Origin of the sequence: Microcoleus sp. D3_18_C2 (assembly GCF_036702395.1) — a bacterium.
Classification (GTDB): Bacteria; Cyanobacteriota; Cyanobacteriia; order Cyanobacteriales; family Microcoleaceae; genus Microcoleus.
The window spans coordinates 126,481-151,647 of sequence record NZ_JAUBTG010000003.1 but is presented as its reverse complement, the minus strand read 5'-3'; the positions used below and the strand labels follow the sequence as shown (position 1 = coordinate 151,647).

30 protein-coding genes and 1 pseudogene are annotated in these 25,167 nt (G+C 44.4%); 17 read left to right on the top strand and 14 right to left on the bottom strand.

The annotated features are described in order from the left end of the window. Positions 1 to 235: 235 nt before the first annotated feature. The 3 genes from QUA88_RS29450 to QUA88_RS29440 all read right to left on the bottom strand — a co-directional run bounded on the left by QUA88_RS29450 (position 236) and on the right by QUA88_RS29440 (position 1,397). Positions 236 to 553 carry a hypothetical protein gene (locus QUA88_RS29450; protein ID WP_445243039.1) on the bottom strand — a complete coding sequence of 106 codons (318 nt, stop codon included), beginning with the start codon at positions 551 to 553 and terminating at the stop codon, positions 236 to 238. Positions 554 to 816: 263 nt separating this feature from the next. Continuing rightward, complete coding sequence (locus QUA88_RS29445; protein WP_445243038.1) at positions 817 to 1,041, bottom strand: hypothetical protein; 225 nt, start codon at positions 1,039 to 1,041, stop codon at positions 817 to 819. 104 nt (positions 1,042 to 1,145) lie between these two features. Further along, on the bottom strand, positions 1,146 to 1,397 hold the full coding sequence (locus QUA88_RS29440; RefSeq protein WP_445299485.1) for a hypothetical protein: 252 nt from the start codon (positions 1,395 to 1,397) through the stop codon (positions 1,146 to 1,148). Positions 1,398 to 1,693: 296 nt separating this feature from the next. On the opposite strand from QUA88_RS29440, the gene QUA88_RS03335 reads away from it, so the two are divergent. After that, entirely contained in the window at positions 1,694 to 2,314 is a 621-nt protein-coding gene (locus QUA88_RS03335) for a group II intron maturase-specific domain-containing protein (RefSeq protein WP_333051724.1), read from the top strand. Positions 2,315 to 2,740: 426 nt separating this feature from the next. Here QUA88_RS03335 and QUA88_RS03330 read toward each other — a convergent pair whose 3' ends face one another. The 3 genes from QUA88_RS03330 to QUA88_RS03320 all read right to left on the bottom strand — a co-directional run bounded on the left by QUA88_RS03330 (position 2,741) and on the right by QUA88_RS03320 (position 4,767). Next, positions 2,741 to 3,121: a translation initiation factor gene (locus tag QUA88_RS03330; protein WP_333261237.1), complete on the bottom strand. Its 381-nt coding sequence runs from the start codon at positions 3,119 to 3,121 to the stop codon at positions 2,741 to 2,743. A gap of 109 nt (positions 3,122 to 3,230) precedes the next feature. Next, positions 3,231 to 3,734 (bottom strand): hypothetical protein, encoded by a 504-nt coding sequence (locus tag QUA88_RS03325; RefSeq protein ID WP_333051730.1) that lies wholly within the window; start codon positions 3,732 to 3,734, stop codon positions 3,231 to 3,233. A gap of 910 nt (positions 3,735 to 4,644) precedes the next feature. Continuing rightward, a complete protein-coding gene (locus QUA88_RS03320; RefSeq protein ID WP_006633228.1) occupies positions 4,645 to 4,767 on the bottom strand; it encodes a hypothetical protein in 123 nt (40 codons plus the stop codon). A 20-nt stretch (positions 4,768 to 4,787) separates the two neighbouring features. Between QUA88_RS03320 and QUA88_RS03315 the strand changes: the two genes are divergently transcribed. Then, on the top strand, positions 4,788 to 5,399 hold the full coding sequence (locus QUA88_RS03315; RefSeq protein WP_333051732.1) for a DNA-3-methyladenine glycosylase: 612 nt from the start codon (positions 4,788 to 4,790) through the stop codon (positions 5,397 to 5,399). Between the two features lie 49 nt (positions 5,400 to 5,448). Beyond that, positions 5,449 to 5,748: a hypothetical protein gene (locus tag QUA88_RS03310; RefSeq protein WP_333051735.1), complete on the top strand. Its 300-nt coding sequence runs from the start codon at positions 5,449 to 5,451 to the stop codon at positions 5,746 to 5,748. A 127-nt stretch (positions 5,749 to 5,875) separates the two neighbouring features. Here QUA88_RS03310 and QUA88_RS03305 read toward each other — a convergent pair whose 3' ends face one another. After that, on the bottom strand, positions 5,876 to 7,372 hold the full coding sequence (locus QUA88_RS03305; RefSeq protein ID WP_333051738.1) for a glycosyl hydrolase family 57: 1,497 nt from the start codon (positions 7,370 to 7,372) through the stop codon (positions 5,876 to 5,878). Between the two features lie 180 nt (positions 7,373 to 7,552). On the opposite strand from QUA88_RS03305, the gene QUA88_RS03300 reads away from it, so the two are divergent. The 6 genes from QUA88_RS03300 (at position 7,553) to QUA88_RS03275 (ending at position 12,126) form a co-directional block, all read left to right on the top strand. Next, complete coding sequence (locus tag QUA88_RS03300) at positions 7,553 to 7,864, top strand: hypothetical protein (protein WP_333261241.1); 312 nt, start codon at positions 7,553 to 7,555, stop codon at positions 7,862 to 7,864. 59 nt (positions 7,865 to 7,923) lie between these two features. Continuing rightward, positions 7,924 to 8,166: a hypothetical protein gene (locus tag QUA88_RS03295; protein WP_333051742.1), complete on the top strand. Its 243-nt coding sequence runs from the start codon at positions 7,924 to 7,926 to the stop codon at positions 8,164 to 8,166. A gap of 90 nt (positions 8,167 to 8,256) precedes the next feature. Continuing rightward, positions 8,257 to 8,385, top strand: coding sequence for a hypothetical protein (locus QUA88_RS03290; RefSeq protein ID WP_333051744.1), 129 nt, complete (start codon positions 8,257 to 8,259; stop codon positions 8,383 to 8,385). A 56-nt stretch (positions 8,386 to 8,441) separates the two neighbouring features. After that, a complete protein-coding gene (locus QUA88_RS03285) occupies positions 8,442 to 8,741 on the top strand; it encodes a hypothetical protein (protein WP_333051746.1) in 300 nt (99 codons plus the stop codon). Positions 8,742 to 8,938: 197 nt separating this feature from the next. Then, a complete protein-coding gene (glgA, locus tag QUA88_RS03280; protein WP_333051749.1) occupies positions 8,939 to 10,414 on the top strand; it encodes a glycogen synthase GlgA in 1,476 nt (491 codons plus the stop codon). Positions 10,415 to 11,076: 662 nt separating this feature from the next. Next, positions 11,077 to 12,126: a Fe(3+) ABC transporter substrate-binding protein gene (locus QUA88_RS03275; protein ID WP_333051751.1), complete on the top strand. Its 1,050-nt coding sequence runs from the start codon at positions 11,077 to 11,079 to the stop codon at positions 12,124 to 12,126. A gap of 65 nt (positions 12,127 to 12,191) precedes the next feature. On the opposite strand, the gene QUA88_RS03270 is transcribed toward QUA88_RS03275, so the two are convergent. Further along, positions 12,192 to 12,713 (bottom strand): pentapeptide repeat-containing protein, encoded by a 522-nt coding sequence (locus QUA88_RS03270; protein WP_333209856.1) that lies wholly within the window; start codon positions 12,711 to 12,713, stop codon positions 12,192 to 12,194. 268 nt (positions 12,714 to 12,981) lie between these two features. Further along, positions 12,982 to 14,688 (bottom strand): iron ABC transporter permease, encoded by a 1,707-nt coding sequence (locus tag QUA88_RS03265; protein ID WP_333261244.1) that lies wholly within the window; start codon positions 14,686 to 14,688, stop codon positions 12,982 to 12,984. 126 nt (positions 14,689 to 14,814) lie between these two features. Here QUA88_RS03265 and QUA88_RS03260 point away from each other — a divergent pair, with 126 nt between their 5' ends. Next, entirely contained in the window at positions 14,815 to 15,903 is a 1,089-nt protein-coding gene (locus QUA88_RS03260) for an ABC transporter ATP-binding protein (protein WP_333051761.1), read from the top strand. 75 nt (positions 15,904 to 15,978) lie between these two features. On the opposite strand, the gene QUA88_RS03255 is transcribed toward QUA88_RS03260, so the two are convergent. Together QUA88_RS03255 and QUA88_RS03250 are read right to left on the bottom strand one after the other, a co-directional pair. Next, positions 15,979 to 16,314: an element excision factor XisI family protein gene (locus tag QUA88_RS03255; RefSeq protein WP_333270221.1), complete on the bottom strand. Its 336-nt coding sequence runs from the start codon at positions 16,312 to 16,314 to the stop codon at positions 15,979 to 15,981. Continuing rightward, complete coding sequence (locus tag QUA88_RS03250; RefSeq protein WP_333051766.1) at positions 16,299 to 16,718, bottom strand: XisH family protein; 420 nt, start codon at positions 16,716 to 16,718, stop codon at positions 16,299 to 16,301. The genes QUA88_RS03255 and QUA88_RS03250 overlap by 16 nt, the downstream gene beginning before the upstream one ends. Before the next feature lie 146 nt (positions 16,719 to 16,864). Between QUA88_RS03250 and QUA88_RS03245 the strand changes: the two genes are divergently transcribed. Next, complete coding sequence (locus QUA88_RS03245; protein WP_333270218.1) at positions 16,865 to 17,599, top strand: DCL family protein; 735 nt, start codon at positions 16,865 to 16,867, stop codon at positions 17,597 to 17,599. Positions 17,600 to 17,624: 25 nt separating this feature from the next. Beyond that, entirely contained in the window at positions 17,625 to 17,756 is a 132-nt protein-coding gene (locus QUA88_RS03240) for a hypothetical protein (protein ID WP_333270215.1), read from the top strand. A 317-nt stretch (positions 17,757 to 18,073) separates the two neighbouring features. On the opposite strand, the gene QUA88_RS03230 is transcribed toward QUA88_RS03240, so the two are convergent. Then, entirely contained in the window at positions 18,074 to 18,844 is a 771-nt protein-coding gene (locus QUA88_RS03230; RefSeq protein ID WP_333051774.1) for a DUF475 domain-containing protein, read from the bottom strand. 472 nt (positions 18,845 to 19,316) lie between these two features. Between QUA88_RS03230 and psaM the strand changes: the two genes are divergently transcribed. Together psaM and QUA88_RS03220 are read left to right on the top strand one after the other, a co-directional pair. After that, positions 19,317 to 19,412: a photosystem I reaction center subunit XII gene (psaM, locus tag QUA88_RS03225; protein WP_015174804.1), complete on the top strand. Its 96-nt coding sequence runs from the start codon at positions 19,317 to 19,319 to the stop codon at positions 19,410 to 19,412. 285 nt (positions 19,413 to 19,697) lie between these two features. Then, entirely contained in the window at positions 19,698 to 20,111 is a 414-nt protein-coding gene (locus QUA88_RS03220; protein WP_333270211.1) for a slr1601 family putative cell division protein, read from the top strand. A 352-nt stretch (positions 20,112 to 20,463) separates the two neighbouring features. On the opposite strand, the gene ctpA is transcribed toward QUA88_RS03220, so the two are convergent. After that, complete coding sequence (gene ctpA / locus QUA88_RS03215) at positions 20,464 to 21,702, bottom strand: carboxyl-terminal processing protease CtpA (RefSeq protein ID WP_333209850.1); 1,239 nt, start codon at positions 21,700 to 21,702, stop codon at positions 20,464 to 20,466. A gap of 105 nt (positions 21,703 to 21,807) precedes the next feature. Then, positions 21,808 to 22,266, bottom strand: a pseudogene (locus QUA88_RS03210) (transposase); the annotation flags it as partial. A gap of 150 nt (positions 22,267 to 22,416) precedes the next feature. Here QUA88_RS03210 and QUA88_RS03205 point away from each other — a divergent pair. From QUA88_RS03205 to QUA88_RS03195, 3 genes are read left to right on the top strand one after another with little or no spacing between them, the layout of a single operon-like run. Continuing rightward, entirely contained in the window at positions 22,417 to 23,832 is a 1,416-nt protein-coding gene (locus tag QUA88_RS03205) for a transposase (RefSeq protein ID WP_333231243.1), read from the top strand. Between the two features lie 27 nt (positions 23,833 to 23,859). Beyond that, positions 23,860 to 24,057, top strand: a complete 198-nt coding sequence (locus tag QUA88_RS03200) for a hypothetical protein (RefSeq protein WP_333231241.1) — start codon at positions 23,860 to 23,862, stop codon at positions 24,055 to 24,057. Continuing rightward, positions 24,029 to 24,925, top strand: a complete 897-nt coding sequence (locus tag QUA88_RS03195) for an AraC family transcriptional regulator (protein WP_333051788.1) — start codon at positions 24,029 to 24,031, stop codon at positions 24,923 to 24,925. Before QUA88_RS03200 ends, QUA88_RS03195 begins: the two co-directional genes overlap by 29 nt. The last annotated feature ends 242 nt before the right edge of the window (positions 24,926 to 25,167 follow it).

The window sequence follows — 25,167 nt, the reverse complement described above, 5'->3', positions numbered from 1 at the left end:
ATTGGGGTTTTGGCTTCAGTAGGGTGCGTCAGCTAGGGTTCTTTTATCGATAATTAAGAGACTCTCTTCTGACGCACCCTAGGACTAATTGGCTTCAGTAGGGTGCGTCAGCTAGGTTTCTTTTATCGATAATTGAGCATTACTCACAAGTTAAGCTAAAAGCACTATTGTCAATGAGTAATCTTACTCATATTTTACCTGTTGACCCAATTAAAATATGACTCCATTTGTTCCTTTATTGTTGAAAAAAAATTGTTAGGGACTTCTTTGAGTTCCATGGAAAGGAGAAATAATTAGCCTGACATGAGGTTTTCATGCCTAGCTTAACAATCCCTACATCTTGATTTTTAGCGTAGGCAAAATACTTAACTAGGTCAGAAGCTAATCCTTTTTGATATGCCACAGAAAAATGAGACCTTCCCCGATAAATCATTTCTAATGAAACACGTTCCATTGACACTCCTAATTCATCCGCAACGGCATCTCCTAAGTCTACCAAAACCGCATAAAATAGCCAAGTATCCCAAATCTCGATCGGGATTCCGTTGGACAAACCTGTCCATAAATAACTTAAATTTAGGAGTCTATTTACTGTACAAAATGCGTTTTCTATTCGCCAGCGTTTTTGATATAAATCTGCTACTACATAGGGGGCAATACTTCGGGTTTTCGGACAGTTTTTAGATAAAATCGCCAGGAAGTCTTGGAGCTAATTTGTACTAAAATTATAGTCAGATATGGTGTCTGTTTTGTGCCTGCACCTATTTTAATTATCTGGTATTTGACATCATAAGTATTGGTTAATACCCGCTCGATTTAATAAAATGCACCTTTCTTAATTCGAGTGAGCAATCCAATTTCTTGCTCGATTATTTGTGACCAAAAAGCGAAGTGATAGAAGCCTCGATCCAATAATAGTAAGGTTTTAGGCTTAACTGTTTTTAGTAAATCTTCCTCCCAATTAGTATCTGCTTGTTTGGGATTTTTCCCAAACCAAATTTCTTCGGGAATATGAGTTACTAGGTCTATGATTACTCCCATTTTCCGGCTAATTGACCAATTGGCACATCTGATAAAATTTCGAGTTTACGAAACAATGCTTCTAATGTTGAGCCGTCAGCTATCCAGATATTTTAAAAGTTTTTTCAGGCAAATTGTACGCTATCTGGTAATGGTCTTGATTTTCTTGTTAACCATTTTTGTCGAAAATGAGGTAGTAATTGTTTAAATATTTTTTCAAATAAAAATGCGGTCAAAGTTAAAAATCTGAGCGATAATGCTTGTTGACTAATCTTTTGTGGCTCACACCATAAAAATCCCTCTCTATTTAATAATCTGGTTAATTCTGTTACTCCTGCTACGGGTCGCCATAATAAACTTAATATTGCTGCCATCATTAATGGTAGTGTCAGAATTCTATCTCTTAGATTTAGTTGCCGATAAAAACTTTTTTGGGCCGCCATTGCCGGAATTAATAAATCTTCCAGGTGATTCGCGATTACTTCATTTTCTACTTGGGGACGTTTTTTTTCTTTTCATGATCTCGGTTGATTCGTTTTTTGCGACTCATAACTGGTTCAATTATCGCTCAACTGCTTGCCCGGTAAAGGTTTCATCCCATTTTACCTTTGTTGGTCTACCCCCTTGACAATTTGCACTTTTTCTTAACTTGTCACAAATGTACATAGTACAGATGGTTGCGACTTCCTTGGGTGGAACTTCTCAGTTAAACCTGTCGGGTAAATTCATTTCAACACCAAGTCAAAAAGCTACAATTAGCATTAAGGCAAAAGTTAAAAAAGTGATAAAAGATAGTCGTTTCACTCTCGAACATCGAATCAACAACTGTGGTTCGGTGCTAAGAGGGTGGAGAAATTACCATAGATTCTGCGATATGAGTCAACACAACCTGTGGTCACTGCGCTATTGGTTATGGAAATTCATTCGGAAACAAGGAAGATACAACCGTTATCAAACCAATAAGGTTATAAAAAGAGCACTTCCTGCGGTTAGTTGGTCAGCCTGCAAGTTTGTCATTGTCAAGGGAGATAAATCACCCTATGATGGCGATTTTGTTTATTGGTCAAAACGAGAGAATGCTCACTACGATGGGATAACGGCACGACTTCTCAAGAAACAGAATCACAAATGTACAGAATGTAATATATCGTTCATGTCAGGTGATATTGCAGAACTACACCATATCGACGGCAACCATAACAATTGGAAACCTATAAATTTGGAAGTTCTACATCGTGAATGTCACCAGCATCAGACCGTTCATGGTCAGGTGAGAGTCCGAACAGCGGGTTAAACCCGACTTACTAGGTGTCAGACTAGGAGCCGGATGCAGTGAAAGCTGCACGTCCGCGTTCTGAACCAGAGGTGTCGTGTGGTAACACAGGCATCGACCCTAATTGAAGGAGATGTGTCCTCAAGCAATTGAGGCATCGACTCTAATCAAGTGAACAAACCTGACGGTCAACTGAGTACAGTTAGACCGCAGGCTTCTTTTTCCTTTTTTTCAAAGGCTTTTTATAGTGAGGTAGTTCCACCCCCACTCGCTAATATAGTATCAGAGTATTTCCCGAGCATCTTGGGGTATAAAAGAATAATTGTCGGTTTCGGTACCGAAACCCGACGAGCCTTTCATCCCAAGGAGTAATTCCCAACGGGGTACGGGGTTCCGCGCTCTGATTAATCCCCTCTAAATATACGCCCAAGACTTCCCGGCTGGTAGTTAACTAAACCCTTCCTCATCCGCCGGGTCGCCGTAGGGGTCTTCGCTGGCCGGAGTCAGGTTGCCGAACATTCCAGCATCCGCTACGTAGTCTGCGGGGTCGCCGTAGGGGTCTTCGCTGGCCGGAGTCAGGTTGCCGAACTGTCCGTAGTCGGTACCGGCGTAGTCTGCGGGGTCGCCGTAGGGGTCTTGGCTGGCTGGAGTCAGGTTGCCGTACTGTCCGTAGTCTGCGGGGTCGCCGTAGGGGTCTTGGCTAGCTGGAGTCACGTTGCCGTACTGTCCGGGATTTGAGGCATCTTGGTAATTGCCGTCAGGATCGAATTGCTCGCTGTCTGGCCCAACGATCGCATCTTTTAACTTCCGCAAAAATCCGTCTACCATGATAAAGTTCCTCTTTTTTTAGGTGTTGAAAAACGACTGTTTTAGATTGGGAATCCCACATTTAATTGAAAGTCAGGGAACCTGCAATCTAAAATCTCAAATGCTTAGACTACTGTGCCGGAACAGGACTTGTAGCTTCAGGCAAGCTAGTAAGGTCTCGACCAGTATTTTGGTTGTTGTACCCCTGGAATTCGCGGTAACGCACTGCCTCGGACTCCGGAACTGTAATTCCTCCCGGCGGGGGCGTTACCCAGACCGCGCGATTCTGGGCATCGCGGTAGTAAACGCGACCGTTTTTGGAAAGGTAATGTTTTCCCTGCGGCCCCTTTTCTTGTTTATTTTTGTACTGATTGTAGATGTAGTAAAGGGCGGCGGCTCCTGCTAAAGTAATCCCTACTTTTTGAGCATTGCTCAGTCCTTTTTTCGCTTGTGGGGAAGGAGTGGGGGCGCGATTAGTTTGCACTCCTCCAGCGCGAGTGTTGTCAACAGGAGGCGGGGGAGCGTAAGTTCGCTCGTCAGAACCGCAAGCACTCACAAAGGGAAAGGTCAGCAGCGTTGTCAGCAGCAGAGCCATGAAGCGCGATCTTTTGGGTTCGGGTTTGATTGTGTTCATTGCCGCTCCGAATTGTCGGGATTATAGGTAGGGTGTGTTCTGGCGAGGTTAAGGAACCTGAGCTGCTGCCAACTGTTTTTAGAGTAAATTAATTTCTCAAAGCAATTTTGACCCAAAAAGTAGTTGCTGAGAATTTATCAACAGCGCAGGTACGGTATTGCGTTTCTAGATTAATCATCCTCAAATCTCTTGATGATTTACTCATTCCAGGGATATAAATAAAGTTTCTTTTATTTCAGTCTGGAGGTATATGCAAATGCGCGCCTTCGGGTAAAAATAAATTCCGTTTATGGACTGCTCAAAGCAAAGTGAAGCAGACGGAGGGGGGCGAGTGCCAAGCTCAAAGCAGCACTAGCGAGGGAAAGGAGGCGGGATTTATAAGTTAGGCGGTGTTTAATTTCGCCAGACTGCTTGTGGGAGATGCCTGTATTTTTTTGTGGGAATTGTGGAGAGGTCGATCGCACTATTGTAGAAATCTCTTAACAGCGAGACAAAGCCCGCGAAGCTTTTCGGATATTTAGGAAAATAAATAATTTATTTACTGCTGGATTGTCGATCGCAGTTGTATTTATTGTGGCAAAAAATCTAATTTTTTATAACCAACAAAAGCAACTCAAGGAATTGCTGCAAACCAAACAGTGCGGCGAGCGACAGTTCGCTTAAATTTGCCGGGATGGGCCGAATTCGAGAATCCTAGCTTGCAAGAAAATCAAATGCCAGATGGCAAAATTCACCCTTAATGGCAGCCCATAAAACAATCTGGTGTGTCATTACTTGTCAACTTCTTTTCATTCTTTCCGCTCTCTGTTTCTCTTTCTCTGTGTCCTCTGTGGCCTCTGTGGTTCATAAAAAAAACCGCCGACTGACTGACAGGCGGCGGTTTTTTTAAGCAACTAACAATCGCCTAAAATTAGTGAGCAGAACCGTTACCGTGATACTTGTCAGTATCGTAGAATCCGTTTTTTGTGCCAAAGAACAGACAACAAACGGTGAAAACTGCTGTCAAGACTGCTAAAACTAACTTAACGTCCATAATTTACCTGCTGTTGTTGAGTGAGTGCAAATACTCAGATTGTAGAATCTTTTTGGCTGGCGCGGCCATCTACCAGCGTAGCGCCAGATTTACTGGGATGCTCGCTGGTGCGGCAGTTTCCTGACGGCGAGACGATTCGGGGAATGATTGTCGAAACTGAAGCTTACGGGCCCGGAGATCCCGCTTGTCACGCTTACCGACAACGCACTCCTCGCAATGAGGTGATGTTCGGGCCTCCGGGTATGAGCTACATTTACCTAATTTACGGGATGTATCACTGTTTTAACGTGGTGACGGATGCAGAGGGAGTTGCTAGTGGTGTGCTGATTCGAGCTTTGCAGGTAGATGTGGTTCCCCAAGAATTCGCTGCAATTCCTGAGAAGAAGCGATCGCGCCTCGCCGCCGGGCCTGGGAAACTGTGTAAGGTACTGCTGATCGATCGAACTTTAAGCGGTTTTCCCTTGGGTGCAGGCCAACCGCTGCGATTGGAACACCGGAGCGAGCAATTTCAGCAAGCTGTGGAGGAGGGTACAATAAATTTTGTCCAAACTACGCGGATCGGGATTTCTCAAGGCATGGATTTGCCTTGGCGCTGGTATTTAGGGAACTGTACGGCTGTGTCACAACTCTAGTAATGTCAAAGGTATCAGCGTAAATTTTGTAGCTTATCTTCGTGAAATTATGGCTTACTCTTCTGAAAACCCGATCGTCCAACTCAAAAAATGCCTGACGCTGGCTCAGGATGTTGGTAGTCACAGTGAAGCCAACCGGGCATTCCAGCAATTGTGTGGGATTATCGATGCTGAAAACCCAATGGCGGCGCAACTTTTGGAGATGCTATGGGAAGAAGCAATTATGGCGAGGCGATCGGCCTTATTTTGGCAGCAAATGAGCGATGTTGAGAAAGATATGGCTAATAGAATGATGGAAAATATGACGCAGATGCGGCAGAATTACTTGCGGCTGATGCAGGAAATGTAGGAGTTGGTAATTGGTAATTACTAATTGGTAATTTTTCGGACTTTGCCAACAGGCGTAGGGTGCGTCAGCGCCGATATTTGATACCGATCGAACAATTTGTTTCTGACGCACCTTACAATAAATTCTCCTACTTCATTAAAGCAGCGCCGCGGTTGTAAAGTTCGCGGGCGTAATCAGTCCAAGTTCCCTGTCCCCAATAGCGGAAACAGCTTGTTTGCACCAACAAATTGTAAAGCAAAGCTTGCTGGTATTCAAACTGCTTAGTAACGGTGGCATCTTGCTGCACCAGCGGATCGTATTTTTTGTGAAATGCAGCGCTGAGTAGATTCATCGGTTCCAAGACATTTTCGTAGCCTTTCACCCAACTCAAATCGTTTGTCCAAGAAGCACCATCCATGTGAAAATTATGGTCGGTTTGCTTGAGTTGGGCGATCGCACTTTCCACTTTTTCCGGCGTTGCACTATCAGCATCGACTAGGTGCCAGATTTTGTGCTGGTTAACCCCTTGACAAATCGGATAATCATCAGGATTAACACCCGCCGCTTCAATTATCTCCAAATATTCAGTGCCGTTTAAACCAACAACACCGGATTTTCCCCCCCCTTGTTCGCGGTTTTCGTGCCAAGCTTTGACAAAAGCGCTGGGAAATTCATTCATCATCACGCCGCCATTTTCTCCGTCAGCAATCTGAGTGACTAAAGAAGGAACTGTGACATTGCCAATTTGCTGTTTATTGCGTCCTTTTGCTTCGTAATAAGGCTGCATTTGACCGACCAATTTCGTATCCGAACCTTGAGTTTTAATCAAAGCCGTGATGCTGATTTTTTCGCCGTGAGAATTGCGTGCAACCAAACGGTTGGGAATATATTTTTGGTCTTGCGACAATCCCGAACCGTCTGGATTTTCTACAGAATGTTCTTGCACCATCAGCCAGCGATAGCCGCATTCTTTCAAAGCTTTGATGTATTCGTAAAGTGTATCAGGGTGATTTGGAAAGTGCATTTCTGGGGGCGAAAAACCTTTGACGCGCTTCAGAGCATCAATGCCAAAAATTGCCGCAAAATGATGTTGCCATGCTTGAATTTGGAGCTTGATATCGGGGATTGGAGTTGAGGGAATGACGGCGTGACTCCACATTGTCCCCAGCCATTCTACGTGAGGTTGATATTGAGGATCGCAGGTAATCCGCTTGAGATTATCAAAGATATCGTCGCGTCCCATTTGGCGCAATCCCCACAATAAGTTGCCCGAATAGTCGAGCATAATTCGCGGGTTGCAACCTTCAGCAATTAGTTGGGGAATGAATTCTCCCATGCGAGAATAGCACCAAGCAAAGACTCCGGCGTTGTGATTGTCTCCTTGGTTGGGATGTTCAAACATATGCTGGAGATTGCAGATTAGTTCGCCGTTTGCACCGGCAGGAATTGTCGGTTGGTGCATATGCAGGGCGCAGGCGAATCCGGCTTGAATATTTTCCAGGCGCAGATTTGTGGTAGGTAGAAAGATTGGTTCGTTGCTATTGGCTGCGGCACTGATTTCTGCTTCGGAGCCGCAAATGTTGGGTAATCCTGAGTTGATTTCTTGTAAAATGGGTACATTGGGAGATTGTGCGATCGCAGGCATAAATTTTTCTCAACAATTGTGGAGGGGCGCTGTCTGCTATTGCTAAGATAGCTAGATACTTTAACAGTAGCAGAGGATGTCTGCCAAAGATAAATTTCACAAGATAAGTCCGGGAGCGTGGCAGCTCCTTATCTTGGGTAAAATGTTTAACACATTTCAGGTAAATAGGCGAGGTAAATTATGAAATACGAAATCAAGGTTTTGGAACCGACGGATTTGTGGTACATCCAAAATAATATCAATCCAGAAACGAAGAAGTTTTATCATCCCACTAAGAATATTCCGTTGGTTCAGCAAGCGGAAATTAATTTGAATAATTCGGGAGTAATAATTCAAAAAGGTGCGCTGCATTGGTGTATTGGAAAATTGACCGAAAGCATCCAGGATACCCGCCACGTGATTCATCCGTCCAGAAATAAAAAACCTGTATCCGATGAAACTTGCCCGCCGAATTTATCTCGCGCAAGTCAATGCTTCAATTCTTTAATCTAAAATCTAAAATCTAAAATCTAAAATCGATTGACGGTAGGTGGAGAATTGCTGTTACAGCTTTGCGCGAGCAAAAAGCTATAGTTGTAGCTGCTACAAATTCACCGGCTAAGGTTGTCGAACTCAAACAAGGTGAAACTTTGATAGCTGATTGCGATTTGGTGAAAGGATTTACTCAGGGGATTGAAGAAGATTATCGAAAATTAGGTCATTTTGGCAAAGGCGGTGGAGAGGGTTATGTTTGGTATTATCAGGGGAAAGGTAAATTATTAATATGTGAAAATGATGCTATGGGTTTGGGTTGAGTTGTTGCATTTTTTTCGATCGGTATGAGAATGATGAGTGGGATTTATGTAAGATAAGGAGGAAGAAAGATCGCACACAAATTTGCAGGCATGAAAGTGTCTGAGATTCTCAAAGGTAAAAAAGGTAGTATAAAACAAGCACAGCTTCCGGCAAATTCGCCAAGTTGGGAAGAATTTAGCGAAATGATATGGGAGCAAATAGAAAGAGGTGCTGAATAAAATATACCCGGCTTTAAGATGGTTCGCAAATTGTTGAGCGATGGGAGATTTGATAGATGAAAAATAATGGATTTGACCAAGTAATATTATTTTTGCAAAAATTGCAAAAACAGGCTATCGATTACAGTTTAGCGCATCATCGCGATGAAGCTCTGATGGTAATTGTAGCTGTACCTGGGGAACGGTGGGAAATAGAATTTTTGAGTGATGGTTCGGTGGAGGTAGAGAAGTTTGTCAGTAATGGAGAAATTGTTGGAGAAGAAGCTTTGAGTGAGTTATTCGATCGCTATTCGGAACTAGACGAGACAAATGGCGATTTGACTCAAAAGATTGAGTTGACAAATGCGAGAAGATGAGTTATGTTTTGCGGAATTTGCGATCGAGTTGCAGCCATGCCGAAACGATATCGCCGATCGCAACCGCCGCAAATTCGGCTTCTGGGAGCCCGATCGCCCTGTATTCCCAATGGCCTACTTGCTTATTTGGCGAGAAACCATATACTTTGTCATGTTAAGAAAATATTTTTTTGATTCATCCAGGAGCGAGAAAAAAAATGTACATTGTACAAATTGCCTCGGAGTGCGCCCCCGTCATCAAAGCAGGGGGTTTGGGCGACGTAGTTTACGGCTTGAGTCGGGAGTTGCAGAATTCCGGCCACTGCGTCGAGATTATTCTACCGAAGTACGACTGCATGAGGTACGACCACATTTGGGGACTTCACGAGGCCTACCGGGATTTGGCTGTGCCCTGGTACGGCGGCGAAATCCTCTGTGATGTCTTGTGCGGCTGGGTGCACGGGCAGTTGTGTTTTTTCATCGAACCTCGCTCTCAAGATAACTTTTTTAATCGCGGCTGTTATTACGGGTGCAATGACGACAATATGCGGTTTGCATTTTTCAGCAAAGCCGCGTTGGAATTTTTGCTCAGAAGCAACAAGCGTCCCGATGTGATTCACTGTCACGATTGGCAAACTGGTTTGGTTCCAGTCTTGCTGTTTGAAATTTACAAATACAATTGGATGGAATATCAGCGAGTCTGCTATACCATTCACAATTTCAAACATCAAGGCATGGGAGGTGGCGATATTTTGGAAGCAACGGGTTTGCACAGACCGGATTATTATTTTGATTACGATCGCCTCCGAGATAACTTTAACCCTTTTGCTATCAACTTTATGAAAGGCGGCATTGTTTACTCGAACTTTGTCACCACGGTTTCGCCCCACCATGCTTGGGAAGCTCATATGGGCGAGTGTGGCTACGGTTTGGGGCACACATTGCATTTATATCAAGAGAAGTTTCGCGGGGTGCTCAACGGCATTGATTACGATGTGTGGAATCCTGAGACCGATCGCTATATTCCGCACCACTACAATCAGGAGGATTTGGCAGGAAAAGCCAAAACTAAAAAAGCTTTGCGCGATCGGCTGTTATTGCGCGATGCTGACAAGCCTATTATTACCTTTATCGGTCGTTTGGACGACCAAAAAGGTGTCCATCTCGTCCACCATGCAATTTATTACTCTCTGAGTAAGGGGGCGCAATTCGTGCTTTTGGGTTCCGCGACGGAAGCGGGAATTAACGATCATTTCCAGCACGAAAGACAGTTTTTAAATGATAATCCAGACTGCCATTTAGAACTAGGTTTTAATGAGGAACTGTCGCACTTAATTTACGCGGGTGGGGATATGATTGTGGTTCCCAGTAATTACGAACCCTGCGGGCTGACTCAGATGATTGGGTTGAGGTACGGCACTGTTCCTGTGGTGCGGGGAGTTGGCGGTTTGGTGAATACTGTGTTCGATCGAGATTACGACACCCGCCACCTACCGGAAGAACGCAACGGTTACGTATTTTACCAAACTGACTACTACGCTTTGGAGTCGGCGCTCGATCGGGCGATCGGATTGTGGTATGACTATCATGATGAATTTGAAAAACTCATGCTTCAAGGCATGAATTGTGACAATTCGTGGAAATATCCAGCTAAAGACTATGTGGAAATTTACGAGCTAATTAGACACAAATAATCCGTAAGCTGTTCAGCATTTAAATAGAATGTCAACAAACAATCTAAGTCTTGTGGGGTGGGCCGTCTAGCCCGCCCTGAATATGCAATTTAAATGCCTGACAGCTTAGGATCTCAGATGCTGCACCATTGTCAAGAACGGGCTCTGGGGCCCGTTCCACAAAGAATGAGTTTTCTCGCTTCACAGGCCGTCCAGCCTGTTCATAAAAGGCTTATTGAGAATGGTGCAACATCTCAGATGAAATTGTTGTGGGGAGTAGGGGCCCTAGCGTCCCGCCCGCCCGAAAAATACAACGCAAGATGCCCGACAGCTTATAACCAAGTCTTTTCGGAAAAAAACTGCCGGTTGAGCGAAGTCGAGACCGGATTTCTGACCACGAATTTCTTCATGTGGTACCCGCCACGTGATTTATCCGTGGAATCAATCCCCAATCTCAAATCGAAAATCCTCAAGAAAGAGCATTTATCCGTGGGGTCGCCTCTAAAATCTAAAATCTAAAATCTAAAATCGATTGACCAGCAGTGCGTCAGCCATAAAATAGTTACGCTCTCGATCATCAAATAAGAATTACTTGCATTAATATAGTAAAGCAATGACTATAGATGGCTGTAGATAGACCATCGTGTCAATTACCAGATGAAAAAATCTATCATTATAGAACAATGAGCATTTCTCGGCGTATTTTTCTTGCCAGCGGTACAGCAATGGCTGTCGTGGCCGTGGGGGAACTAACCAAAAAAGCCCCTGTCGCAGCCCAAACCGGCACTCTCAACCTTTATTCAGCACGTCACTACGATACTGATAATGAGTTGTACCAAAGCTTCACCAAAAAAACTGGGATCAAGGTTAACCTCGTTGAGGCGGATGCTGACCAACTAATTGAACGGATCAGAAGTGAAGGCGCAAATAGCCCCGCTGATGTTTTCATCACGGTGGATGGTGGGCGTTTGTGGCGGGCAAAACAAGCAGGTATTCTGCAACCTGTTTCTTCAACAGTCCTGACATCGGCAATTCCAGCAAGTTTGCGAGATCCTCAAGGTTTCTGGTTTGGTCTATCGCGCCGGGCACGGGTGATTGTTTACAACAAAAGCAAGGTGAACCCTGCCCAATTGTCAACCTATGAGGCGCTGACAGAACCTCGGTGGAAAGGCAAAGTTTTAGTGCGATCGTCCACTAATATCTATAATCAGTCTCTGGTTGGCGCTATGTTAGCAGCTCATGGAGCTCAAAAAACAGAAGCTTGGGCGCGAGGATTGGTGGCTAATTTTGCGCGTCCTCCAGAGGGAAATGATACGGCACAAATCAAGGCTGTTGCTGATGGGGTAGGCGATCTTGCCATTGTTAATACCTATTATGTAGCTCGCTTAATGAAATCGAAAGATCCAGCAGAAAAAGCGATCGCGGCGAAAGTAGGTGTATTTTTCCCCAACCAACGCGATCGCGGTACCCACGTCAACATTAGTGGTGGCGGTGTAGTCAAAACCTCCCGTAACAAAGCAGGCGCGATCAAATTCTTGGAACACCTAGCCAGCCGCGAAGCGCAACAGCTTTTTGCTAGGAGTAATAACGAATACCCTGTGATTTCAGGTGTGGCGATCGATCCTGTAGTGGCAAGTTTTGGTACATTCAAATCTGACCCTCTCAACCCTGATGTGTTTGGGAAAAATAACCCCGAAGCTTTAAAGGTTGCCGATCGCGCCGGATGGAAATAGAGGCTTTTTGAACAAGAAGCTACTCTTTGTGATTCGGCGGTTGAAACCGCCGAATCCCATCAACTTTAATTTTTAATTTTACCATCCGGCATGATAGCGCCTTTCAGGTTTGCCCCTTTCAGGTTTGCCCCAGTCAAATCAGCACTATTTAAGTCAGTTTCACTTAAATCGGCATTACTAAGATTGGCATTATTTAGTTTTGCACCTCGCAAAAAAGCCCCCTTGAGATTTGCATTACTCAAATCAGCATTTGTGAGATCGGCAGAAAATAAACCTGCTTTTTCCAGAGAAGCACCTTTTAAATTTGCACCTTTGAGATTGACGCTATCGAGTAAGGCTTCATTAAGTTTGACATTTTCTAGCATAGCACCTTCCAACTTAGCACCATTGAGATTAGCGCTTGTTAAATCAATGTCACTTAATTTGGTATCAGTCAGGTCACATCCTGGACATTGCTTAGTTTTTTGTAATGTTTCGAGGGGACCCGCCGCCTGTTTTTGACATCCAAAGGTGACAAAAACAGTAAGTAGTAAGAAGGAGATTGTGCCAGTAGTGCGGTGAAACATTGCTAAGTTTTTATTAATCATCTTGATTTGTAAAGGTAAAAAGAAGATGGAAGAAGGGTTGATACATTCTCCTGAAACCGGCCAGGGAATAAATTCCCCCTCTTATAGCTAAAGTCGGTTGAAACCGACTGAAATCCTAGCTGTCTAGTCGTCTTCAGACGACTTTAGCTATGAGACAGGGGTTTCAACCCCTGTCGGACTTTAGCTATGAGACAGGGGTTTCAACCCCTGTCGGACTATAGCTTTAAAAGAATCAATCACCTGTGCAAGCAGGGAAGAGATTTGGCGGTTATTGTGTTGAAGACTTGCGCGATCGCGCAATTTTCCAACTTAATAAAATAACCGGTAACATCCCCACTAAAACAATTGCCAATGCTGGGCCAGAAGCTTCAGCCAATCGCTCATCTGAGGCAAGTTGATAAGTTCGCACAGCCAAGGTATCAAAGTTAAAAGGTCTAATAATTATAGTAGCAGGTAACTCTTTCATTACATCAACGAATACTAACATCATGGCAGTTAGTAAACCTCCCGTCATCATTGGTGTATGAACTGTAACTAAAGTTTGCATCGGGCTATAACCCAAACTTCTCGCCGCATCATCTAAATTAGGCTTGATTTTGCCCAAACTTGACTCCACCGCATTTAAAGAAACAGCAAGGAAGCGAACTATATAAGCAAATACCAAAGCTGCGATCGTACCACTTAACAACAAGCCTGTAGAAATTCCAAAGTTTTCACGCATCCAACTATCAAATAGATTGTCCATTTTTCCAATGGGAACCATAATCCCAACTGCAATCACAGATCCAGGTACAGCATAGCCCATTGCCGCAACTCTAGTGCCTAACTGCACTCCTAAATTAGGATATAACCGTAACCCATAAGCCATAATCAAGGCAATAACTACGGCTAAAATTGCTGTCAGTGTTGCCAAAATTAAACTATGACGGGCAAATATCCAAAAGCGTTCATCTAAGGTGAGTTGCCAATTAGCTAAGGTCAACTTTACTAAAAGACATCCTGGCAATAAAAAACCCAAAAACAGCGGCATCAAACAAGCAGTTACCGCTAAGATTTCCCTAATTCCTTTAAGTTGATAAGTTTGTAGTTGGCGATAGCGGCTGCTAGCTTGATAATATTTAGTCCGACTCCGCGACCAGCGTTCTAGTAATATTAAACCCAGAACAAATAATAATAGCATCGCCGCTAATTGATTGGCTGCAATTCGTTCTCCCATGCCAAACCAAGTCCGATAAATACCTGTGGTGAATGTATCCACTCCAAAATACTGAACAGTACCATAATCGTTGAGAGTTTCCATCAAAGCCAGTGCTAAACCTGCTACAATTGCGGGTCTTGCCATTGGTAAGGCAACTGTCATAAAACTCCGCCAAGGGCTACAGCCCAGTATTCTACTAGCTTCTAGGGTACAAGTTGATTGCTCCAAAAATGCAACTCGTGTTAATAGGTAGACGTAGGGATATAAAACTAAGATTAGCATTAAGATGGCTCCAGGGAGCGATCGCACGTTAGGAAACCAATAGTCTCCATAACTCCAGCCAAAAATAGAACGCAAAGCAGTTTGAACTGGGCCGGAAAATTCTAAAAAGTCTGTATAAATATAAGCTAGGACATAAGCTGGGGCAGCTAAGGGTAACAGTAATGCCCATTCAAATACGCGACTGGCCCGAAAGCGACACATTGTTACTAGCCACGCACATCCTACGCCAATCACGACAACACCCAAGCCTACACCGATCATTAACCAAAAAGAGTTGATGATATAACGGGTTAAAACTGTATCGGTTAAATGTTGCCATGTATCTTTAGCTTCAAAAAAGATACTGGATAAGACACTGATCACTGGTATGGCGATCGGCAATGCTAAAGCGATAATTGCAACTGTCCACCCACTCGCCGATAAACCGCGTAAGGTCGATCGCCATTGGATTGTCCTGATTCCTGTTTGCTGTAGTGATTTTTGGGAATTTTTCATCGCTAGTAAAAAGTCTAGCCTGCTAGTTTATCAGTAGTTGTAAACATTTGTCAAGCCTTTATGATAATTAATCTCACTAAACTGGTATATTGTAGAATAGTAAGTTGTTGATTATTTATAGCAATAATGGCTCGACCGATAATTCTGCATTTGGATGGTGTAACAAAACAGTATGCCCAAGCTGCATCACCTGCGGTGGCATCTGTCACCCTGACCTTACATCAGGGAGATATACTGGGGTTGTTGGGGCCATCGGGTTGTGGGAAAACAACGTTGCTGCGGTTAATTGCGGGTTTTGAACAGCTACAAGCAGGGACGATCGCCCTAGCAGGGAAAACTGTAGCCAGTGTTAATATGTCAGTCGCGCCGGAACAGCGAGACATTGGTATGGTGTTTCAAGACTATGCACTCTTCCCCCATTTGACAGTCGCGAAAAATGTAGCTTTTGGCTTGACACATCAAGGAAAAGAGTCAAAGCATAATATTCAGAAAGGTGTCACCGAAGCATTAGCGCTGGTGGGATTAGAAGGATTGGAAAATCGTTATCCCCATGAATTATCGGGGGGTCAGCAACAGCGAGTGGCCCTGGCCCGTGCTTTAGCCCCTAGACCTGCGATTATTTTACTAGATGAACCGTTGAGTAATTTAGATGTACAAGTACGGTTAAGATTGCGTCAGGAAGTCCGCGAGATTCTCAAAGCAACGGGAACCTCTGGTGTATTTGTCACCCACGATCGCGAAGAAGCACTTTCGATTTCAGATTGGGTAGCGGTGATGCGTCAAGGCCAATTAGAACAGTTTGGCACTCCAGAGGAAGTTTATCAAGAACCAGCATCTAGATTTGTGGCTGAGTTTGTGACGCAAGCTAATTTTGTGTCTGCATCGCTGAAGCAGGATTTTTGGGAAACAGAAGTAGGTTGTTTTGCTGTTAAACGAGATTCATGTTCACAAGTTCCCTGTGATGTTTCTACTCAAGGAGAATTGATGATCCGGCAGGAAGACTGGAGTTTATACTTAGATGAAGATTCGCCTGTTGTGGTTTGCGATCGTCAGTTTTTAGGCAGAGAAAATCGTTATTGTTTAAAAACACCTTCTGGCGAAAAGTTATATGCACTCACAACCACAGGGAATGTTTTTCCCATTGGTTCTAAAGTTCGGTTATCTTGTGGTGATAATTCTCCCTTAGCTTTCTTTGTCGGTAAGCCTAAGCCATAGCTAATGACTAATTGCTAGTAGGGGAAAAATCCTCTCCCTCTTCCCATCTCGGAGTTTCCCCCTCTTCCTTCTTCCTTATACTTTCTGATAGGTTTTCTCTCTATCGCTGTTGTCAGGGAAGGGGCTAGTCACGATATCCTCTGCTTTTATACCCGCTGCAATCAGCGCTTGGCTTAGACCTTCCTCGAAGTTATCCTCTTCAATTACAACTTGATTATCGACTAAACGAGCATGAAACAGAATCGTGTCAATCCAGCGCTGTTTATCCCAGCCTGTAGCCAGAATCAGAAACTGACCCGAATCGACATCACAGACGGGGTAAAGCTGGATCGCTTGTAAACGGGGTTGGGTGCGAGTTGCTTCTTGCAGGGTTTTTTTGAGGATGTCTGCATAGCTTAGTGAGTTATCCATTGGAGAATCACCTCTTGACTTGGTTCGTAAACTAATAAGTTGATTTTATTTCGCTGGACGGCTAACTGAAAAATCGGTTTTTGAAAGTGTTTAATGTAGATGGCTTGGCTCACAGCTAAAAACAACTGACGCTCCGGTTCTTGGCCTTCCAATGCCCATTGGTAAAGCTGAAGCTGTCCCATCGTTTTTTCCAGTTCGCTGATGACTGAGGCTGAATCGAAGTCTTTGATTTCAACAGCGATTTTCTGCCCTTCTTTTTCCGCAGTAAAAAACTTTTCTGCTCCTAAGTCGGCTTTCAAAAGTGTCTGTTCTAACACTAAGACTAAAGGATCGTCCGTAATTGTCCACCCGTCTTTTTCGAGGGTGCGACGTAGAGAGAAGTGTAAATTATCGCGTCTAGACATTCGACATTCGAGAATTGAGGTTAGGAAAGATAAGCAGGGACTTTTTGAACTCCTATGTCTTGCAGATATCGCTTATTATGATATAGGGTAACACATCTGCGATACAATTTAAGTTATACGTCATATAAAACTGGTAGGGAGTTTAAATGGCAAGGCAACCAATTGTTCTCAATGGAATAGAGTTCAAATTCCAGAAAGATGCTATTGAACACTTCAGAAATATGTTGGAGCGCTATCGAAATGGTCAAAGCATAGCAGGTGATGATCGCGATATGTTACTAGCTCTTCTGGAGCGCCATCCTGAAGCAGATAAAAAGATTGGATGTGGTGTAAAACGTTTGTACAAAGATAGAACAGATATGCCGACAAGTTGCTTTTGGATAGAAAGAACAGATGGCTCTCGAACGGATTTTTCTTATAGCACAGCGATTTCTGCTAAAGTAAAGTCTATTGATCAAGATTTTTTAGAAGCCTGCCGTGCTGCTGTTCAAGATGATCTTCGGCTAACTAAAAAAATATTCTTTGAAAAGTTTGCCGATCAGGATGGAAGAGTTGAATGCGATATTACTGGTGATAAAGTAGCTATTTATGAGAGCCATCTTGACCATAAAAAGCCCTTGACATTTCAGGTTCTTGTGAACACTTTTATTGGCGCTAATGATATTGAAATAAAACCTGAAATGTTGTTAATGTCCCAGGATGCCCAGTTTCAAACAACTATGATTGATCAAGAGTTAAAGGATAAGTTTCGACGATATCATCATAAAATGGCGCAGCTTAGGGTTATTAAAGCGGAACAAAATCTTAGTCTTGGCGGCTCGGAGAGAATTCGGAAGAGCCGTAATCCTGTATTGATTCCTAATGAACTTGTAGGTGACTGACGTATCACATCCCTGTGGGAGTGGATTGACTCAGATTTCTGGTGCATCGCGAATTTTTCTGGCAGCCACTCAACAGGAAGGTTACATTTTTTCCCGACAGGTGAAATGCGATCGCCCGCAACTCCTTCCCACCGATCGCCCTCTTTTCCTATCCTAAAAAAATACAGCCACCACCAAGGATCAAATCAGATCCGGATCGATCGCCAATATGCCACCAACCCCGTCAGCAACGAATTCCCCTAGCTATCCCACCACTCTAACCATTGCTGAGTCTGATTTTGATAACTGCCTTCCCATAGGCCCCATTTTACTCCCATAAGTTCGATCGGCTACTGAAGGAAACAATATTACAAAATAAAAGCCTTTCATCCCCGGACTAAAGTCACCGGGATGAAAAGCTTTTGCACGTTTTGACCAGCCTTCAATCTGGTTGGTTTGACAGATTTAAGCTAATTTTATTCAAATGAAAGTATCTTAAATTTCGGACTTTTTTCCTTGCGATTCTGGCACAGCAACTTCTGAATCCGGCTGATTCAGAGCCATTTCTAGAGATTTTGCAATCTCGACTGGCTCAGGAGTACGCTTAGAAAATCCCCAGACAAACATCAAGACGATACTGGAAACTAGCAGCCATTGCGGCGGAACTAAATCGGGATTAATTACTTTCACCAACAATCGCATTCCCACGAACCCAACTGTGATGTAACCAGCACTTTCTAGGTGAACGAACTCATCCAGCCAGCGGATGAACAACCCTGCCATGAATCGCAGGGCAATAATTCCAATAGTAGCGCCTGTTACGACGATAAAAGTGTCGTCAGAAACAGCGATCGCAGTAGTCACGCTATCCAAAGAAAACGCTAAATCCGTAAAAGCAATCATGGGAATTGCTTGCCACACAGTCGCAAATCTGGGCCCGTGATGTTCTCCTTCGGAGTCTGTCTCTGAAGTAAAATGTTGGAAAACAAGCCACAGCAGGTAGAGAGCACCAAGCAGTTCAAACTGCCAGTATTGGATCACCCAAGTAGCAGTTAAAATTAGGGCGATCCGCAGTACAAAAGCAATTATCAAACCCAAGTTGAGAGCTTTTTGCTGATCCTTGGCATCTTCTAAACCTTTAGAAATAGAGGCCAGGGCGATCGCGTTGTCAGCCGAAAGTACAGCCTCCAAAGCCACCAAAACCAACAATAAGAAAAAGCCGTCAACTCCAAAATTGGGTGTAGCGTCGAGAAATTGATCTATCATTAACTATTTTGTGCACCTAAGATTGGCAAGGGTCGAGCGCAGCGCAAATTACCCGCTCTGTCTAACATTAGTTTCACCTTCACTTAAATCTTAACCTAACGCGGTAATTCTGTGGGAGGCGATCGTCCCAACAACCTCCGAAGGAAGCAGTCCCAGGAAACAAGGAAAAATTCTGGCGTTGCACAACTTGAGGAGGCTTCTTGTGGGTTAGGCGTTCCGCCTGCTGCGAAAATACACGCCTTCGGGCTCATGGGCCCATCCCACAAAACAATCAAAATCATCCCGCAATTATCCAACACCAAAATTCTCCCCCTCCGACACTCAAAAACTCCGCCACTGCGCCACTGCGCTACTGCCCCACTCCTCCCCGGACGCACCATTTGTGTTGCAAGTTGTAACAAATGATTCCCAAAAGCGCCAATTTGTCTCAAATTGGTGAAAGCTCGTCCCCGCGAAAAGGAGTTTTGCGAATATGTCTTTAACAGATACCCAAGTCTACGTAGCGCTCGTAATTGCTTTGATTCCCGGAATCTTGGCTTTCCGGCTGTCAACTGAACTGTACAAATAGTTTCCAGACAACAGTTGCGAACCGCAAAACGCCTGCCTGAGCAGTTAAATCTCTCGCATTACAGATACAGACAATTGCTGCCCCAGTGCAGTAGATTGTTTGTGTTCAGCAAGACGAGACTGCAAGGGCAGGCATTTTTATGGGGAAATTCCGTCTTCAGGCGTCACCTTTGTCTCAACAATTTTGGCTGTCAGCACCCTGACAAACAGCGGCGAGTGTGCGTTAAGCTCAGAATTTGCTCTGTTGAACTCTAAAACGTCAGTCTCAGGTATTTGAAAAAAAATTATGCAAGCGATTCAACCCCCCGTTACCCCACTGCGTCCTGTAAAAAACTCCCCTCGGGTTACTCCTCGTCGCAGCAGCCGCCAGCGTTCCTACCCTCACCAAACCCTCGCGGCCGAAACAGGGGTCAAGTTGGCAGTCAACATGGTACTTTCAGTCTGTGCCACTTCTGCTTTGCTTCAGCTTTGGCCTCACTACCGGGCGGTGCAAGAAAAATTGCACGAAATCCAAGCAGAAGTCAATCTTACCCAAGGGCGAGTCGATCGCTCGCGATCGGATTTTAACCGCTACTTTGACCCTAGTCTTGCTAAAACTGTGATGCAAGAGCAAAGCAACCAAGCTGACCCGCAGCAGCGTCCGGTGATTTTGCAAGAACCCAATGTACCCGAAGCCGAGGAATCAACCCCCCAACCTTAAGGGAACGGCTGTTTTGGGTTTTGATATCACGTCCGATGTGCATCATTCTTGTATGTCATTGGTTCGCACAGCGAACAATTACAGATGAATATGTCGGACGTGATATCACTTTTAAGGATCGCGAATTAAATAACTTACAATTTTAATTGTTATTGTGGGATGGGCGTCCCGCCCGTCCACTCATGACGGGCTATAAGAGCCCATCCCACTTTCAAGAGTGGAAGTTATTTAATTCTCATTCCTAAGTAAAAAATTTTTTAGATCATTCTTGTCTGTCGTGGCGAAGCAAACGCAGAGACAGACAGACCTGCGTATTGTCACCTGCTGCAAGCTCAAAACTGCAAACTCCGGCTTATACTGACTTGGCCAGCACGGTTTTTTCTTTCAGTAGTTGCAGTGCAGCTTGATATTGCAAGTCTGCTGCGGTGCCAATCTGATCGCGCGCGATGGGTTCCAAAGGTACTACGCGATCGGGCGAAATCCCCAGCTTGTTAATATCTTTATGGTTAGGCGTCTCGTACTTAGCAACAGTCACAGCCAACCCGGAACCGTCAGACAAATCAAACAGCGACTGAATCAGCCCTTTGCCAAAAGTCTTTTCTCCTACCAGTTGAGCTCTGCCGTTATCTTGCAGCGCACCCGCCAAAATTTCGCTAGCACTGGCAGTTCCCTTGTTCACCAAAACAATCAGCGGATCGTTAGTTAGGGCTTCTCCAGACGCTTCAAAACTGCCGAGAATGCCTTGTCGGTTCACCGTGTAGACGATCGTCCCGGAATCGAGCCACAGGCGGGCAATTTCAATCCCTGCTTGCAACAGTCCGCCCGGGTTGTTCCGCAGATCGAGAATGTAGGCGGCGGCTCCTTGTTTTTCCAAGCGGTCGATGGCGTGAGCGACTTCCTCAGTGGCGTTAGCGCTGAATTGACTCAAGCGAATGTAGCCCACCGGCAAATTCTCTGACCCCGACTGCAACTCCGCGTAAACCGGATTCAGAGCAATGCGATCGCGCACTAGCTCAATGTCCTCAGCAGCGTCCCTTCCCTCGCGCCCCAAGGTCAAGGTAACGGGAGTGCCGATGCGGCCGCGCATTCGAGTTGCAGCCTCGTCTAGGCTCAATTCTGAGGTGGGAGTGCCATCAATTTTCAGAATGCGATCGAGGGGTTGGATACCAGCTTTATCCGCCGGTGAGCCGGCCAAAGGAGCCACCACTGTCAGGGTATTTGTCTGGGGGTCGATCGCAATTTGCAGCCCCACACCGGTCAATTCTCCCGAAGTGTTGACCTGCAAGCTGCGGTACTGTTCGGGTTTCAGCAGTCGAGTGAACGGGTCATCGAGATTCGCCAGCATCCCCTGAATCGCCGTGTAAGTCTGCTGTCTGTCGTTAAGCGGTTGCTTGACAGCTTTTTGGCGAATCGACCACCAGTTTTGAGAGTTAAAGCTGTCGTCCACATAAGAGCGATTGACAATTCGCCAAGCTTCGCTCAATAGCTGCTGTTCTGGAGTCAGCGCCGCCGCAGGCTGCGCCCACCCACCTAGAACTAGGACGACTTGGAGGCAAAGTACAATAGCAATCTGGGAAACTCGTCTGTGCATGATTTTTCTGTAAAATACCAGTAAGTATTACATTTTATAAAACATACCCTGAAAACCCTGTGACTTTAGTCCAGGGATGAAAGGGTTTTGCAGGATTTATCCTGCCTAATCTCTTTGTGCCTCAATGTAGGGTTTAACGGTTTCCGTGCCAATATTCCCAGCAGTCGAAACAAAATAGGTAGGTGTCCACAAAGTAGGCAATTTAAGGAGTTCAGGAAACTCCTTTCTCAAATGATGTGACAATTCCCGCATCCAGGATACCCGCCACGTGATTCATCCGTCCAGAAATAAAAAACCTGTATCAGATGAAACTTGCCGAACGTATTTATCCGTGGGGTCGCCTCTAAAATCTAAAATCTAAAATCTAAAATCGATTGACGCTCTTCCCTTAATCTTCCTGATAATTGTAGCCCGGTCATCTATTGGCTTAGCATTGATAAACAGATGAACGTGATCCGGCCTAATCTTCATCGTGATGATGCACCATCGGTTTTCATTGCAGACATCGCAAATAATCTGTTGCAGTCGCTCAGCAATTGAACCAGTCAACACTTTTTTCGTTTTTTGGGAATGAAAACCAAGTGATAGTTTAGTAGAGAGACGGCGTTGCTCTCATGTCTGTACTCATCAGGAGAAAATTTAGCCATATTCATTGACTTTTGTTTACGCCTACTGTAGATTAAACGCAAGACAAAGACAAGAGGTGAACTGCAATTGTTGACCAACTTTGCTTACAAGCTGCGTCCCAATCAAAGCCAAGCCTCAAAAATGTCAGCTTGGGTAGATATGCTTAGAAGCCACTACAACTGGTGTCTGAATGACAGAATTGTCCAATATAATCAACAATTCATCCAAGGTAGTTACTGCAACATTACAACTCGTGGCGAAGCTTCACCGCTAACTTGTTTTGTCAGCAAGAACGGTGCAACTGGGAATCCTTGGAAAGATTCTAGATTTGATAAGGATGGCCACACTAAAAATCCCCGTCGAAGTGCGACGGACATTCAGATTACAGCGCTACCACAACTGAAAAATGCTAGACCTTGGTACAGTGGAGTAGACTCAACAGTTCTACAGCAGAATGTTAAACGCCTAGACACTGCTTACAAGAATTTCTTTGAAGGTAGGGGCTTTCCTAAATTCAAAAACCGAAGTAATTTTACATCTTTTACCTGCGTAATGGGTGTAAAAATACAAGAAAATAAAATCTATCTTCCTAAATTAGGTTGGATGCGATTTTATAACTCGCGTCCAATTCCCAAGGGGTTTAGCATTAAGGCTTGCACCGTTAGAAAGCGTCAAGATGGTTGGCATATTTCTCTCAGGATAGAAGATAAATCCGTTCCTGAATACAGGGCTAGACCTCTCGAACAAGTGACCAAGATAATAGGATGCGATTTAGGAATTACTAAATTGGTTCATTTGTCTGACGGGTATCAGATTGAAAACCCTAAATTTTCCACAGCTAAAAAAACTAAGCGGACTCTGAAAATCAGACAGAGACGGGTTAGCCGCAAAGCTAAGGGAAGTAAAAACCGCCACAAGGCAATTAAAAAAGTAGGGCGTTTTCATAAAATAATTAGTAACAAACGTCAAGCACACCAATGGAAAGTTGCGAATAAAATTGTGTCTCGCAATATTGACGCAATCGCTTTAGAAGATTTGAATATTACTGGAATGATGCGTCGATGTAAAGTAAAAACTGATGAAAAAACAGGGAGGTTTCTTAAAAATGGACAATCAAGAAAGAAAGGATTGAACCGTGCTATATCTGATGCGGGTTGGGGTAATTTGATTCTGAAGATCGAGTATTTAGCTGCAAAGCAAGGCAAGGTCGTAATTAAAGTTAGCCCCAAATACTCCAGCACTGAATGCAGAAGTTGTGGACACATTGACAAATCCAATAGAGAGGGTGAAAAATTCATCTGTGTTGAATGTGGGTATCACGAACACGCTGATATTGGTGCAGCAAAAACCATCAGAGATCGAGCCTTGGAAATAGTACGTGGGGACTCCGCGAAACTTGGTGTTTGTCACCTAAACGCCCAAAAAATATCATCACGCTCAAAGAGCAAACGTGGTGAGTTTGGGAACCTTGGCAACAAGGATATTAGGGCCGAAATGCCTTAAGAATCACCGTGGATGCAAGCGCGGGGAGTGTCAAGTATTTTAGGTTTGTACGCTGGGAACGCTGTTGCAGATTTAACTCAGATTTGTTTCCCGACGGTCAGTCCCGAAGGCACTCGGATGTTTAGAAGAATCCTCGCCGTAGAACGGCGAGGAGTTGTCAACTACAAAATAGCAACTCGTCCAGTCGGTGCCAGCTATGTCCCCACAGAAACCATTAATTCTTGATTTTGCCAAGACAGACGCGATGAAAGTGATTCTCCCGCGCCCCGCAATCCTGTCGAGTCACGGCGCAAAGTGGCAAGGAATTCATGTCGAATATCACTGTCAGCCACCAAACGAATGTCCCGAACACTGTCTCGAACAGCACACGGTTGGCTTGATGCTCAATTCAGCAACACTAAAAGGAACAGTGAACGGGAAAAACTGCGGTAGCGAATCGTGGCAAAGCGGGCAGATGTTCATCGCTGCTGCTGGTACTTATTTCCAGTCAGTTGCAACCGGAGACTATGAATTTATGGCGATCGCTCTTGAACCTACCGACTTCGACAATACAGTTGGCGAATCGATCAATTCAAATTCCATTGAAATTATACCGCAATGGCAAACCCGCGATCCGTTGGTTCACGGAATTGCCTGGGCTCTCAAAACCGAACTAGAATCAGGCGGATTAAACGGTACTCTTTATGTCGATGCACTGAAAAACGCGCTTTCACTGCACATACTGCACCGATATGGCGCGAAAAAACCTAACCGGCGAGAGGTTGGAGGCGGTCTTGATCCCGGCCAATTGCAGCTAGTTATTCACTACATTAATGAATTCATAAACCGAGATTTGCACTTAAGTGAACTTGCTAATTTAGTGAACATTAGTTCTTATCATTTCAGCCGTATGTTTAAACAATCGACTGGATTCACCCCCCATCAGTACGTGACCCACTGCCGAATTGAAAAAGCAAAACAGTTGTTGAAAAAGCCGAAGTTATCAATAAAATATATCTCCCAGCAAGTGGGATTTCACGACCAAAGTCACTTTAGCAAGACATTCTGCAAAATTGTCGGTGTGACTCCTAAGAAATATCGCGATCGGCTTTAACAAAACTCAAGCCTCAGTCACATTAAAAGCAGTTTGTAGTTGCCAAGTATTTTTGCCTAGGGCTTGCGGGGATTCAGAAACCGGGTTGTTTTCCCGATCGGGAAACCTGTGTATTTTGGTACAAAACCCGGTTTCTTTGGTATTTAGGCGTAAGTTTTGTCGTATAAAAATCCTAGCCCGTCGGCGCTGTTACAATTCTTCATCAAATAGGGATAAATTCCGCAAGAAAATTATATTTTTCG